The sequence below is a fragment of the Variovorax paradoxus genome, from assembly GCF_009498455.1.
GTDB lineage: Bacteria > Pseudomonadota > Gammaproteobacteria > Burkholderiales > Burkholderiaceae_C > Variovorax > Variovorax paradoxus_H.
The window spans coordinates 3,669,042-3,681,947 of record NZ_CP045644.1 but is presented as its reverse complement, the minus strand read 5'-3'; the positions used below and the strand labels follow the sequence as shown (position 1 = coordinate 3,681,947).

12 protein-coding genes are annotated in these 12,906 nt (G+C 68.8%); 8 read left to right on the top strand and 4 right to left on the bottom strand.

Going from position 1 to position 12,906, the window contains the following annotated elements; translation table 11 throughout:
- The 3 genes from GFK26_RS16845 to GFK26_RS16835 all read left to right on the top strand — a co-directional run bounded on the left by GFK26_RS16845 (position 1) and on the right by GFK26_RS16835 (position 3,898).
- Positions 1 to 2,334 (top strand): sensor histidine kinase, encoded by a 2,334-nt coding sequence (locus GFK26_RS16845; protein WP_153282962.1) that lies wholly within the window; start codon positions 1 to 3, stop codon positions 2,332 to 2,334.
- A 119-nt stretch (positions 2,335 to 2,453) separates the two neighbouring features.
- Entirely contained in the window at positions 2,454 to 3,041 is a 588-nt protein-coding gene (locus GFK26_RS16840; protein ID WP_153282961.1) for a PadR family transcriptional regulator, read from the top strand.
- A gap of 11 nt (positions 3,042 to 3,052) precedes the next feature.
- Positions 3,053 to 3,898 (top strand): siderophore-interacting protein, encoded by an 846-nt coding sequence (locus GFK26_RS16835; RefSeq protein WP_153282960.1) that lies wholly within the window; start codon positions 3,053 to 3,055, stop codon positions 3,896 to 3,898.
- A 131-nt stretch (positions 3,899 to 4,029) separates the two neighbouring features.
- Here the strand turns inward: GFK26_RS16835 and corA are convergent, their stop codons facing one another.
- The 3 genes from corA to GFK26_RS16820 all read right to left on the bottom strand — a co-directional run bounded on the left by corA (position 4,030) and on the right by GFK26_RS16820 (position 5,946).
- On the bottom strand, positions 4,030 to 5,013 hold the full coding sequence (gene corA / locus GFK26_RS16830) for a magnesium/cobalt transporter CorA (RefSeq protein ID WP_153282959.1): 984 nt from the start codon (positions 5,011 to 5,013) through the stop codon (positions 4,030 to 4,032).
- A 33-nt stretch (positions 5,014 to 5,046) separates the two neighbouring features.
- On the bottom strand, positions 5,047 to 5,616 hold the full coding sequence (locus GFK26_RS16825; protein ID WP_228121665.1) for a hypothetical protein: 570 nt from the start codon (positions 5,614 to 5,616) through the stop codon (positions 5,047 to 5,049).
- A gap of 132 nt (positions 5,617 to 5,748) precedes the next feature.
- Positions 5,749 to 5,946, bottom strand: coding sequence for a polysaccharide deacetylase (locus tag GFK26_RS16820; RefSeq protein ID WP_153282957.1), 198 nt, complete (start codon positions 5,944 to 5,946; stop codon positions 5,749 to 5,751).
- 335 nt (positions 5,947 to 6,281) lie between these two features.
- Between GFK26_RS16820 and mutS the strand changes: the two genes are divergently transcribed.
- Genes mutS through GFK26_RS16805 form a run of 3 tightly spaced genes read left to right on the top strand, consistent with a single transcriptional unit; the run spans position 6,282 to position 10,556 of the window.
- Positions 6,282 to 8,879, top strand: coding sequence for a DNA mismatch repair protein MutS (gene mutS, locus GFK26_RS16815; protein ID WP_194273891.1), 2,598 nt, complete (start codon positions 6,282 to 6,284; stop codon positions 8,877 to 8,879).
- Positions 8,880 to 8,907: 28 nt separating this feature from the next.
- On the top strand, positions 8,908 to 9,747 hold the full coding sequence (locus tag GFK26_RS16810) for a proteasome-type protease (RefSeq protein ID WP_153282955.1): 840 nt from the start codon (positions 8,908 to 8,910) through the stop codon (positions 9,745 to 9,747).
- A 2-nt stretch (positions 9,748 to 9,749) separates the two neighbouring features.
- Positions 9,750 to 10,556 carry an alpha/beta fold hydrolase gene (locus tag GFK26_RS16805; RefSeq protein WP_194274127.1) on the top strand — a complete coding sequence of 269 codons (807 nt, stop codon included), beginning with the start codon at positions 9,750 to 9,752 and terminating at the stop codon, positions 10,554 to 10,556.
- 8 nt (positions 10,557 to 10,564) lie between these two features.
- Here GFK26_RS16805 and GFK26_RS16800 read toward each other — a convergent pair whose 3' ends face one another.
- On the bottom strand, positions 10,565 to 11,089 hold the full coding sequence (locus GFK26_RS16800) for an MOSC domain-containing protein (RefSeq protein ID WP_153282953.1): 525 nt from the start codon (positions 11,087 to 11,089) through the stop codon (positions 10,565 to 10,567).
- A 110-nt stretch (positions 11,090 to 11,199) separates the two neighbouring features.
- On the opposite strand from GFK26_RS16800, the gene GFK26_RS16795 reads away from it, so the two are divergent.
- Entirely contained in the window at positions 11,200 to 12,507 is a 1,308-nt protein-coding gene (locus GFK26_RS16795; protein WP_153282952.1) for an RNA polymerase sigma factor, read from the top strand.
- Positions 12,489 to 12,869, top strand: coding sequence for a YciI family protein (locus GFK26_RS16790; protein ID WP_153282951.1), 381 nt, complete (start codon positions 12,489 to 12,491; stop codon positions 12,867 to 12,869). Before GFK26_RS16795 ends, GFK26_RS16790 begins: the two co-directional genes overlap by 19 nt.
- Positions 12,870 to 12,906 lie beyond the last annotated feature (37 nt).

Here is a 12,906-nt window from a genome sequence, read left to right as displayed (position 1 = left end):
ATGCGTCCGCTGCGCACAGGCCCCCGGTGGGCCAGCTGCTCGCTGCTGGGCCTCGCCTTGTGGCTGTGGGCCTGTGCAGCCGGTGCAGCGGAAGCAATCGCGTTCAGCGCGTTGACCCGGGGCAACCTCGCCGTCGAACAGACGGTCGAGGTGCTGGAAGACCCCTCGGCCCGCCTGTCGGCCAGCGAGGTGCTCGCCTTGCCGAGCGGTGGCGCGAACGGGTTCGCGCCCGCCACGCCCGACCAGTTGATGCGCGGGTTCTCGACATCGGCGGTCTGGCTGCGCCTGTCGCTCGTCAACGATGCGCCGGAGGTCCGCACGGCGCGCCTCGGACTCAACGTGACGTGGCTGCGGCACGTCGACTTTCACCTGCTGCGCACGCGCAATGGGCAGCCCGCATGGACGCACGCGCAGGCCGGCGTGTCCGACCCGATGGACGCCACGCACCGCTACGACCGCATTCCGCAGCTGCAGATCGACCTGCAGCCGGGCGAATCGGTGCAGGTGCTGGTGCGCGTGATGAGCACGGGCCAGATCAAGCTGGTGCTGGAGCTGCACACCGACGAGGCGTGGCATCACATCGAACGCAACCATGCGCTGCTGAGCGGCCTGCTGATGGGCGGGCTGCTGGCCTTTGCGGTTTATTCGGCCGCGCTGTGGTGGATTTCGCGCGCGCCGATGCTCGCGTTCCAGGCCGGCAGCTTTGCGCTGCTGGCGCTGTACGAGGCCACCTACCGGGGCTATGCGCGCATCGCGCTGTGGCCGAACAGCACCGACTGGAGCTACCGCGGGCACAGCGTGATGGTGGCGGCCACGGCGCTGTGCCTGCTGCTGTACTTTCACGAGCGCAGCCGCCAGAGCCCCATGCGCGTGCCGGGGCGCCCGCTGCTGTTCGTGCTGGCCGCTGTCGAAATCGTCGTGATGCTGGGCACCTTGTTCGGCCCCTACGCGACCTTCGCGTCCATCGGCATGGTGAACGCGCCGCTGATCGTGCTCGCGCTGACGGTCTGCACCTTCATCTACCAGCGGCGCGCCGGCCCGGGCGGGCGGCTGTCGCTGCTGGTGATGCTCGTGATCTGCGTGGGCGCGCTCATGCGCATGTCGGCGCTGATGTTCGCGGAGCGCTCGATGTCCGACTTCGACCACGATGCGCTGGCGTTCCCGGGCATGCTGGTCGGCGCGTTCGCGATCACGGCGTGTTCGTTCCAGGAGACGCGCCAACGCAACGCGGCGCAGCAGACGCTGCTGGCGTGGCAGGCCCAGGAACAGCAGCGGCTCGAAGAAGAAGTGGTGCGCAAGACCCGCGCCCTGAGCGAGGCGCTGGGCCAGGCCGAACAGCGCACGCGCGAGCAGAAGGAGCTGCTGGCCTACATCAGCCACGACCTGCGCGCGCCGGTGGCCACCATCCTGGGCAACCTGAGGCTGATGCAGGACGCCGGCGACATGCCCGCGCCCGAGCGGCTGGCCGCCATCGAGCGCAGCGCGGGCTACCAGCTGGAGCTCATCGATGACCTGGTCGACTACGCCAAGGGCGAACTCGCGCCGCTGGCCGTCGAGCCGCAGCCGGTGCAGCTGCGCACGCTGGTCGACAACGTCGCGCAGTACGCGGACGCGCTCGCGCAACGGCAGCACAACAGCTTCGAACTGACGATCGACGGCGCGCTTCCGGCCATGGTCCGCCTGGACGGCAAGCGCCTGCAGCAGGTGGTGCTGAACCTGCTTTCGAACGCGGCCAAGTTCACGCGCAACGGAACGATCGCGCTGCGCGTGCACGCCCTGCCCGCCGCCGTCGGCGATGCGTGGCAGCTGCATTTCGAGGTGACCGACAGCGGCACGGGCATCGACACCGACACGCTCGACCGCATGACCCGCCTGCTGGCCGACAACGCGCCGAGCATGGCGGGCGGCGGCCTCGGGCTGGTGATTGCACAGCGCATCGTGCAGCGGATGGGCGGGCAGCTGGCGATCCACAGCGGCATGGGGACCGGTACGCGCGTGGTCTTCTCGCTGTCGACGGAGCCGGCGCCTTCGTCAGCGTCGGATGTGCCTGCGCCGCCGTTGCCGGAACCCATCGCCGCACCCATTCCGCGCCTGAAGCCCAGGGCGCGCCGCCGGCAGTTGCCGGTGCTGACGCCGCTGTCGCCGGCGCAGAAGGACGAGCTCGAAGCGCTGGCCCGCGACGGGCGCTGGAGCGACCTGCACGAATGGGTGAACCGGCTGGCCGCCGAGGCGCACAGCCAGCCGATGGTGCTGACGCTTCGCCAGGCGCTGGACCGGTTGGATTTCGAGCAGATCCGCCTGATTGCGCGCGCGGCGCCCGTGCGCCCGCTGTAGCCCGCCGGGGCCACGCCGCAGAGCCCCTGCGACGGACAGGGTCGTCTCAGGGGGCGACTTTTCATTTCTATTTCGATATATCTAGAATAGTTTCAGACACGATCAAGAAAGACAACCCCATGCGCCACTCCCACCACGCCCCGCACCACCCTCACCATTGCCACGCCCCGCGCGGCGAACACGACGACGGCCTCTCGGGGGGCGGCCGCGGGCTGCGCGGCGGACGCGGCGGCGGCGCGGGCCGGGTGTTCGGCCATGGCGGGCTGCGCTTCGTGCTGCTGCAGCTCATTGCCGACAAGCCCTCGCACGGCTACGAACTCATCAAGGCCATCGAAGACCGCCTGGGCGGCACCTACGCGCCGAGCCCCGGCGTGGTCTACCCGACGCTCACGCTGCTGGAAGAACTCGGCTACCTGAGCGTGGAAACCGCCGACGTCGGCGGTCGCAAGCGCTACAGCATCACGCCGAGCGGCCAGGAGTTTCTGGCCGCCAACCGCGAGACGGCCGACGCCATGATGGCCCGCATGGCGGGCGGCGTGGACGGCGCCGGCCCGCGTGCCGGACGGCCGCCGCAAGTCACCCGCGCCATCGAGAACCTCAAGCTCGCGATGCGCCTGCGCCTCGGCGGCGCCCCCCTCACCGAACAACAAGCCCACGAATTCGCCGCGGTGCTCGACAGCGCCGCACAACAGCTCGAACGCATCTGAATCCACCTGAAATGACCGACTTCACCACCACCACTTCCTCTTCTTCCGACACGCCCGACCGCACGCCGCGCCGCGTGCGCCACGAACTGCGCTTTCGCCAACTCACGGTAAAGACCGTGCAGCGCGTGACGCCGCACCTGATCCGCATCACGCTGACCGGCGACGCGCTCGAAGGCTTCACGAGCCCCGGCTTCGACGACCACGCGAAGCTGTTCTTTCCCGATGCCACCACCGGCCAGCTCACGCTGCCGACCGTCGGCCCCGACGGCCCGGTGTGGCCCGAAGGCGGACGCCCGGCCATGCGCGACTACACGCCGCGCCGCCACGACGCGCAAGCCAACACGCTGGAGATCGACTTCGCGCTGCACGACGCCGGCCCCGCCACGCAGTGGGCCGAGCAGGCCAAGCCTAGCGACATCGTGGGCGTGGGCGGCCCGCGCGGCTCGTTCATCGTGCCGACCGAATTCGACTGGCACCTGCTGATCGGCGACGACACCGCCCTGCCCGCGATCTCACGCCGCCTGGCCGAACTGCCGGCTGGTGCACGCGTGGTGGTGCTGGCGGAAGTCGACAGCGCAGCCGACGAGATTCCCTTCGAGACGCAGGCCGACCTCACGCTGCGCTGGGTACACCGCCAAGGCGCGGCGCCGGGGCTGAGCCCGGTGCTGGTCGATACGCTGAAAACGATGGAACTGCCAGCTGGCGATTTCCATGCGTGGGTCGGTTGCGAATCAGCGATTGCGAAGACGCTGCGTGCACACCTCGTGGGCGAGCGCGGTGCGAACCCGAAGTGGGTTCGGGCGTCGGGTTACTGGCGTCGCGGTGCGGTTGCGACGCACGACACCCACGACGAGTAAGTGTTCGTTTTGGTACTGCTCCTTCCCCTCCCGGGGGAAGGCTGGGATGGGGGCAAGCGGCCTTTGAAAAGCCGCTGAGGATTTAGGCGCCGCGAGCCCCACCCCACCCTCCCCGGAAGGGAGAAATCCCCCTAAAGCCAGCCGACGCGCCTGAACCGGTAATACAGATACCCGCAGGTACTGACGATCAACCCCAGCGCCATCGCATACCCATAGCGAAACTTCAGCTCCGGCATGTGCTCGAAGTTCATCCCCCAGATGCCCGCAAACGCAGTGCACACCGCGAAGATGCTGGCCCACGCAGCGAGCCGCTTCGTCACTTCGCTCTCTTCGATGGTGACCATCGAGAGGTTCACCTGCACGGCCGTGGCAATGGTGTCGCGCACCGCGTCGATCGAGCCGTTGATGCGCACCAGGTGGTCGCCCACGTCGCGGAAGTACTCCTGTGTGCCCACGCAGATCTGCGGCACGCGCCCGCCGTGCAGCTTGCCCGCCGCCTCCACCAGTGGCGCCACCGCGCGCTTGAGAATGAGGCTGCGGCGCTTCAGGTCGTACAGCTGCTTGATCTTGTCGCGCGCCGCGCCGCCCTGCGCAAAAATCTGCTGCTCGATGGATTCGAGTTCCACCTCGAGCGCGTCGATCACCGGAAAGTAGCGGTCGACCACCGCGTCCATCAGCGCATACAGCACAAAGCCCGCGCCGTTGCGCAGCAGGTCGGGCTCGCGCTCGCAACGCTCGCGCACGCCCAGGAAGCCCTGCTGGCTGCGGTTGCGCACCGACAGCACGTAGTTCTTTCCGACGAACACGTTGACCTCGCCCACATTCACGCTGTGCCCGCCCTCGCCTTCGCCCGAAGGTTCGACCAGGTGCATCACGACGAACAGCGAGTCGCCGTACTCCTCGACCTTGGGCCGCTGGTGGCCATGCTGGGCGTCTTCGACGGCCAGCGGGTGCAGGTCGAATTCTTCCTGCATCTGGGCCAGCTCTTCGGGCGTGGCGTCGCTCAATGCCACCCACACGAAACAGCCGCGCCGGGAGATGTACTCGCTGATGTCCTCGACGGGAATGTCGGCGAGCTTGGCGCCGTTTTCATAGGCCACGCAATTGATCAGCATCGGGGCGCTTCCCTCTTCGAACTTGGAATGAACTCAGGCGGCCGCATCGGTCGATGCGGTCGCGGCCAGGGCGGCCGTCTCTGCGAGCGAGGCCTCGATGGCCTGCGTCTCGCGGCTGAGCAACGCCAGCCCTTGGTCGGCGAGTGCGCGGTGGCTGGCCACGTCGGCCCACAGGCTCGCCGCGGCTTCGGCACACGTCAGCGACGTGAAGCGAATGCGGCCCTTGGCCAGTGCGACGAAGCGCTGCTCGCGCAACGGATCGGTGCGGTCCCAGGCGCCGCCGATGAGCACGCGCTTGCCGCGCTTGATGCGGGGCTCGCGCTCGGCAAAGAAAGGCAGCTTGGCGCTGACCCAGCCCAGCAGGCCGGTGTTCAGCGCGGTGTCGAAGGCGGAAGGGGCGGCGTTCGCCTTGGCAAATTCGCGCAAGGTGCCGAGCTGGTAAAGCGCCGGGTCCTTGGCGCAGCCTGTGCCTTCGACGGGCCGGATGACGGACGGGCCGCTGTTGCCCGTGCCCGGGCGCCCTTCGGGCCGTTTCGACTTGCGCAGGTCCGCCAGCTGGGCCGGCGACATGCACAGATACAGCGCCGCGAGTTCAGCGGGCAAGGTGGCGGTGTCCGGGAGCGCGTCCGCTGCAGGGCCTTTGATTTCATCCGACGGGGCCATGGGCGCCTTTGTTCTTCACGCGGGGTTTGCGCCGATGGATTTTAGGAGGGGCGGTGCGGGCCGCCGGCCGCGTCAGTGGTCGCCTTCGGCCTCCCCGTCCGGTTCGGGCGCCTCGGGCGCGTCGGCCGGCAGCCATTGCAGCTCGTCCGGCATGTACGGCTGCGACCACCGCATGCCGTCCAGCCGCACGCGCAGCGTGAGCCCTCGCACGGTGGTCACGGTGCCGGTCTGCCCGCGCACCACCACCCTGGCGCCCTTGCGGGCAGGCACCTGAAATCGGTTCCGGATGTTCTCGAAGCTCACTGGGGTCTCCCTCCAAAGTTCTTATGCGTCCGCGCGGTCATGCGCGTGACTACGTTCGGATGCAACTTCCGGATTCAAAGTTCTGGGCTGCACCCACGACGCGCCATGGATCCGCGTCAGTTCCAGACAAAGTTCACATCCTCGGAACCGGAAAGGTGTCTTGCGGCGCTCAGCCGCATCGGCAAGCCGGTCACGCTGACCGTCGGCTGATCCCTGCTCGCCCGTCCCCGATAATCGCCCGAGTGAAAACGACGACTGCCCACCCCGCCCCTTCCCTCAGCGACTTCTCCGGGCACACGCCCATGATGGCGCAATATCTGGGCCTCAAAGCCGACCATCCGGACACGCTGCTGTTCTACCGGATGGGCGATTTCTACGAACTGTTCTGGGCCGACGCCGAAAAGGCGTCGCGCCTGCTCGACATCACGCTCACCCAGCGCGGCCAGTCGGCCGGGCAGCCGGTGCTGATGTGCGGCGTGCCCTTCCACTCGGTCGACACCTACCTCGCGCGGCTCATCAAGCTCGGCGAATCCGTGGCCATCTGCGAGCAGGTGGGCGAGGTCGGCGCCAGCAAAGGGCCGGTCGAGCGCAAGGTGGTGCGGGTGGTCACGCCCGGCACGCTGACCGATTCGGAACTCCTCAACGACAAGAGCGATTCGCTGCTGCTCGCCGTGCATGCAGGCACACGCAATTTCTGCGGCCTGGCCTGGCTCAGCGTGACGGGTGCCGAGCTGCGGCTGGCCGAGTGCCCGGCCGATGCACTCGAAACTTGGATCGCGCGCATCGCGCCGAGCGAGCTGCTGTACAGCGCCGAGGTCACGCCCGCTTTCGAGCAGCGCCTGAAGGCCGCGCGTGCGGCCGTGCCGTTCACGCTGTCGCTGCGTCCGGCGTGGCAGTTCGATCCCGGCCTGGGCGAGCGCAAGCTCAGCGAGCAGATGGGCAGCCACAGCCTCGCGGCGTGGAACGCCGAATCGCTGGGCAACGCGCACGCCGCGGCCGCCGCGCTGCTGGGCTATGCCGAGCACACGCAGGGCCGCGCGCTGTCGCACGTGCAGCGGCTGTCGGTGGAACGCGACGGCGACCTGATCGAGCTGCCGCCCACCACGCGCCGCAACCTCGAGCTGGTGCAGACGCTGCGCGGCGAAGACTCGCCCACGATGTTCTCGTTGCTCGACACCTGCATGACGGGCATGGGCAGCCGACTGCTGAAGCGCTGGCTGCTCTCGCCGCGCCGCGATCGCAGCGAAGCCCAGGGCCGGCTCGACGCCATCGGCGCGCTGCAGTCCCCCGGGCCCGGCGCCACCGCTGCGCCCTGGCGCACGCTGCGCGAGCAGCTCAAGAACACCAGCGACGTGGAACGCATCGCGGCGCGCATTGCGCTTCGCCAGGTGCGCCCGCGCGAACTCGTGGCGTTGCAGCTCGCGCTGTCGAAGGCCGAGCAACTGGCGCCGCTGCTGCCGGGCGCCGCGGCGCTGCTGGCACAGATCACCGAACGCCTCGCACCGCCGCCGGGCTGCGCCGACCTGCTGGTGCGCGCGGTCAAGCCCGACCCGTCGGCGCTGGTGCGCGACGGCGGCGTGATCGCCACCGGCCACGACGCCGAGCTCGACGAGCTGCGCGAGATCAGTGAGAACTGCGACGACTTCCTGCTCAAGCTCGAGATCAGCGAGCGCGAGCGCACCGGCATCAGCAACCTGCGCGTGCAGTTCAACCGGGTGCACGGCTTCTACATCGAGGTGACGCAAAGCGCGCTCTCGAAGGTGCCCGACAACTACCGCCGCCGCCAGACGCTGAAGAATGCCGAGCGCTTCATCACGCCCGAGCTGAAGACCTTCGAAGACAAGGCACTGAGCGCGCAAGACCGCGCACTGGCGCGCGAGAAGTGGCTGTACGAACAGCTGCTCGACGCGCTGCAGCCGTCGGTGCCCGCGCTCACGCAGCTGGCCGGCGGCATCGCCGCGCTCGACGCGCTGTGCGCGCTGGCCGAGCGCTCGCACACGCTGAACTGGCGCGCGCCGACCTTCGTGTCGCACCCGTGCATCGAGATCCAGCAAGGCCGCCATCCGGTGGTGGAGGCGCGGCTGGCCGAGAAGTCGTCGGGCAGCTTCATTGCCAACGACACGCAGATGGGGCCGCAGCAGCGCATGCAGATCATCACCGGGCCGAACATGGGTGGTAAGTCGACCTACATGCGGCAGGTGGCGATCGTCGTGCTGCTGGCGTCCATCGGCTCGCACGTGCCGGCCACGGCCTGCCGGCTCGGGCCGATCGATGCCATTCACACGCGCATCGGCGCGGCCGACGACCTGGCCAACGCGCAGTCGACCTTCATGCTCGAGATGACCGAGGCCGCGCAGATCTTGCACAGCGCCACGGCGCAGTCGCTGGTGCTCATGGACGAAATCGGCCGCGGCACCAGCACCTTCGACGGCCTGGCGCTGGCGGCCGGCATCGCGGCGCAGCTGCACGACCGCAGCAAGGCCTTCACGCTGTTCGCAACCCACTACTTCGAGCTGACCGAGTTCCCGGCCACGCACCATGGCGCCGTGAACATGCACGTGAGCGCGACTGAATCAGGCCGCGACATCGTGTTCCTGCACGAGATGCAGCCGGGCCCGGCCAGCAAGAGCTACGGCATCCAGGTGGCGCGCCTCGCGGGCATGCCTGCGGCGGTGGTCAACCATGCGCGACAGGCACTCGACGCGCTCGAATCGCAGCATGCGCAAACGCGTGCGCAGGTCGACCTGTTCGCGCCCCCGCCCGCCGCCGAAACCCCCATGGTCAGCGCCGTAGAATCCGCGCTGGCTGCCCTCGACCCGGACACCATGAGCCCGCGCGAAGCCCTCGACGCGCTCTATGCCCTCCAGAAACTGAACGCACGTGAACGCAGTACCGCATGAGCGGGCCCAGTTCCTGCAAGGCGAACCCATGACTTATTGCGTAGGCATCAAACTCAACGCCGGCCTGGTGTTTCTCTCCGACTCGCGCACGAACGCGGGCGTGGACCACATCAGCACCTTCCGCAAGATGATCGTCTACGAACAGCCGGGCGACCGCGTCATGGTGCTGCTGTCGTCGGGCAACCTGAGCATCTCGCAGTCGGTGCGCGAAATCCTGCAGATCGAAGAGCTGCGCGAAACGCGCGAAGACGGCTCGCAGGGCGACCCCATCACGATCTGGAACGCCAAGAGCATGTTCGACGCCGCGCGCGTGCTGGGCTCGGCCGTGCGCCATGTGTATGACCGCGATGCCGAGGCGCTCAAGCATGCGGGCCTCGACTTCAACGTGTCGTTCATCTTCGGCGGACAGGTCAAGGGCGAAGGCATGCGCCTGTTCCTCGTCTACGCCGCAGGCAACTTCATCGAAGCCACCACTGAAACGCCTTACTTCCAGGTGGGCGAATCGAAGTACGGCAAGCCCGTGCTCGACCGCGTGCTCACGCCCGAGACACCGCTGGACGAAGCCGCCAAGTGCGCGCTGGTGTCGATGGACTCGACCATGAAGTCGAACCTGTCGGTCGGCCTGCCGCTCGACTTGGTGGTGTACGAGGCCAACAAGCTCGAGACCGATCGCGTGATCTGCATCGACGCCGACAACCCCTACTACCGCATGATGCACAACAGCTGGGGCCAGAAGCTGCGCGAAGTGTTCGACAGCATCGAAGACCCGGTGTGGGACGACGGCGTCACCGACCACCCACTGCGCATGCCGGCCACGCGCCACAGCCCGCTGCGCAAGATCTCCACGCCCGACGAAAAGCTCATCTGAATCTGTCCGTGCCTCCTGTCATCTTTTCGCACGGCAACAGCTTCCCGGCGAGCACCTACCGCGTCGTTCTCGACAGCCTTCGCAACCGGGGCTTCGACGTCGACGCCATCGAGAAATTCGGGCACGACCCGAAGTACCCCGTCACCGACAACTGGCCGCACCTGGTGCAGCAGCTGGCCGACTTCGCCAGGCTGCGCGCCGACCGCGCGGGCGGCCCGGTGTTCCTCATCGGCCATTCGCTGGGCGGCTTCCTGAGCCTCATGTGCGCGGCACGCCACCCCGAGCTGGCGCGCGGCGTGCTGCTGATCGATTCGCCGATCCTCGGCGGCTGGCGCGCGAACACGCTCAACGTGGTCAAGCGCACGCCGTTCATGAAGAGCATGTCGCCCGGCGCCACCAGCCGCAAGCGCCGCAACAGCTGGGAGCACCGCGAGGCGGTGTTCGAGCACTTCCGCAGCAAGAAGGCGTTCGCGAAGTGGGACGAGCAGGTGCTGCACGACTACATCGACCACGGCACCTTCGACAGCGAAGACACGCGCGCCCTGAGCTTCGACCGCGACGTGGAAACCGCCATCTACAACACCCTTCCCCACACGCTGGGCGGGCTGCTGCGCCGCCATCCACTGAAGTGCAAGGTGGCGTTCATCGGCGGACGCCAGTCGGTCGAGATGAAGCAGGTGGGCATGGCGATGACCGAGCAGGTCACCAAGGGTCGCATCACGATGCTCGACGGCAGCCACCTGTTCCCGATGGAAAAGCCGCTGGCCACGGCGGCAGCGATCGAGGCTTCGCTGCGCAACCTGATGTAGGTTGGCGCTCAGGTAGTGCTGCTGCCCACGCGGCAGGCGACCGCATCGCCGACGCGCAGCACACCGCCACGCAGCACCCGTGCCGTCACGCCGCCGTGCCCGCGCATGGCGTTGTAGCCACCGGCGCCCAGCAGTTCTTCCATGCGCGAGCAGGGCTCGCAAGGCCCGGTGATCTCGAGCAGCACCTCGGGCCCGAGCGCCAGCACCAGCGGCTGGTCGCGAAACAACGAACGTGCCGCCAGCAGGTTCAGGCCCGACACGACGAGGTTGCGGCGCAACAGGCCGGCGTCGACACCTTCCATGCGCTGCGCGAGCGCCGCGACAACCGGCAGGTGCTCCGCCTGGATCAGCGTGACTTGTCGCTTGCCACCGCCGCGCCCGGCGCTGGCGCGATCGCCTGCCAGGCCGAGCGCTTCGATCGCCAGCACCTCCTCCACCGATTGAACCGGCGTGCGCCGCGCGGGGCGCAGCAGGATGGCGTCGAGCCGACCGGGATGCGGGAACTGTCGGGTCAGGGCGTGGAGATCGGACATGCGCCGCATTGTCCACGCGGACTTTTTTTGCGCGCTGCTGTCGGCCCGCCGCATACTGGCGCGTCCTTGGGGTTGAACCTTCCTTCGAAGCGACACGCACGGCGCCGACGATGACCACCACCGAGCTGAGCTGGATCGCCACCACGCTGACCGCCGCACGACCGCGCGCGGTGGCCGCGCTGCTGCGCTACTTCCGCGACCTGGACACGGCCGAGGAAGGGTTCCAGGAAGCCAGCCTGCGCGCGCTGCGGCACTGGCCCGAGCAAGGGCCGCCCGACGATCCGCTGGCGTGGCTGATCCTCGTGGGGCGCAACGCAGCGCTCGACGAGCTGCGGCGGCGCGACCGGCACGATCCGCTGCCTGAAGGCGATGACGGCGATGCGGACGCGGCCCTCGACCCCGACCTCGCCGAACAGCTCGACCAGTCGCACTACCGCGACGACGTGCTGCGCCTGCTTTTTGTCTGCTGCCACCCCGCGTTGCCGCTCGCGCAGCAGATCGCGCTGGCGCTGCGCATCGTCTCGGGGTTGTCGGTGGCGGAGATCGCGCGCGCCTTTCTCGTCGGCGAGCGCGCGATGGAGCAGCGCATCACGCGCGCCAAGCAGCGCGTGGCCGCGGCTAGCCTGCCCTTCGATGCGCCCGGTGTGCGCGATCGCGGTGAGCGGCTCGCGGCCGTGGGCGCGGTGGTCTACCTGCTGTTCAACGAAGGCTATGCGGCCAGCGGCGGCACGGCGCATGTGCGCGTCGCGCTGTGCGAAGAGGCGATCCGCCTCGCGCGCCTGCTGTGCGAACTGTTTCCCGACGAACCCGAGACCGCCGGCCTGTACGCCCTGCTGCTGTTGCAGCATGCGCGCGCCGAGGCGCGGCTCGACGCCGACGGCATGGTCGTGCTGCTCGAAGACCAGGACCGCACGCGCTGGCACCGCGCGGCGATCGACGAAGGCCTGGCCCTGCTCGATGCCGCGCTGCGCCAGCGCCGCATCGGGCCGTACCAGCTGCAAGCAGCCATCGCGGCCACGCACGCACGGGCTGCACGCGCAGCCGACACCGACTGGGCCGAGATCGACCGGCTCTACGCCGGACTCGAACGGCTGCAGCCCTCGCCCGTGGTGACGCTCAACCGCGCGGTGGCCGTGGCGAAGGTGCGCGGGCCCGAGGCGGCGCTGGCGATGGTCGATGCGCTGGCGGTTCCTCTGTCGGCGTACTTTCATTTTCACGGCCTGCGCGGCGGCCTGCTCATGCAGCTGGGCCGCGCCGACGATGCGCGCCGCGCCTTTGCCGACGCGCTTGCGCTGGCCCGCACCGCCGCCGAGGCCGCGCACATCCGCCTGCTGCTCGACCGCCTCGAAGCCCACGGCAATGGCGCCTCCTCCGACACCCTCCACGCAAAGGACGAACGATGCTCTATTCCATCCTGATCTACGGTTCCGAAGCTGCGGCGGCCGGCTGGGCGCCCGAGGTCGAAGACGAGATGCTCGAGCGCCACACCGACCTGCGAGACGAGCTGCAGGCCGCGGGCCGGCTCGGCACCGTGCTGCGCCTGAAGCCCGACACCGCCACCACGGTGCGGCACGCCGGCGCAGCCCATCCGCTGGTGACCGACGGGCCCTTCGCCGAGACGAAGGAGCAGCTCATGGGCCTCTACATCGTCGAGTGCGAGTCGCTCGAAGAGGCGCGGCATGCGGCGCGGCGGCTGGACTTCGAGGGCGGCGTGTTCGAGATCCGCCCGGTGACCTGGTACGACCCGGGCGTGATCGCGCCGCGCATCCCGCAGGTCTGAAAAAAACACACACGGCTGTCGGATCGCCGGGGCCTGC

What these genes read in the sequence shown, in the direction of transcription:
- GFK26_RS16840 (WP_153282961.1), top strand. Translation starts at nt 2,454, where the DNA reads ATGCGCCACTCCCACCACGCCCCGCACCACCCTCACCATTGCCACGCC.
- GFK26_RS16790 (WP_153282951.1), top strand. Translation starts at nt 12,489, where the DNA reads ATGCTCTATTCCATCCTGATCTACGGTTCCGAAGCTGCGGCGGCCGGC.
- GFK26_RS16795 (WP_153282952.1), top strand. Translation starts at nt 11,200, where the DNA reads ATGACCACCACCGAGCTGAGCTGGATCGCCACCACGCTGACCGCCGCA.
- GFK26_RS16845 (WP_153282962.1), top strand. Translation starts at nt 1, where the DNA reads ATGCGTCCGCTGCGCACAGGCCCCCGGTGGGCCAGCTGCTCGCTGCTG.
- corA (WP_153282959.1), bottom strand. Translation starts at nt 5,013, where the DNA reads ATGCTGATCAATTGCGTGGCCTATGAAAACGGCGCCAAGCTCGCCGAC.
- mutS (WP_194273891.1), top strand. Translation starts at nt 6,282, where the DNA reads ATGATGGCGCAATATCTGGGCCTCAAAGCCGACCATCCGGACACGCTG.
- GFK26_RS16800 (WP_153282953.1), bottom strand. Translation starts at nt 11,089, where the DNA reads ATGTCCGATCTCCACGCCCTGACCCGACAGTTCCCGCATCCCGGTCGG.
- GFK26_RS16835 (WP_153282960.1), top strand. Translation starts at nt 3,053, where the DNA reads ATGACCGACTTCACCACCACCACTTCCTCTTCTTCCGACACGCCCGAC.
- GFK26_RS16810 (WP_153282955.1), top strand. Translation starts at nt 8,908, where the DNA reads ATGACTTATTGCGTAGGCATCAAACTCAACGCCGGCCTGGTGTTTCTC.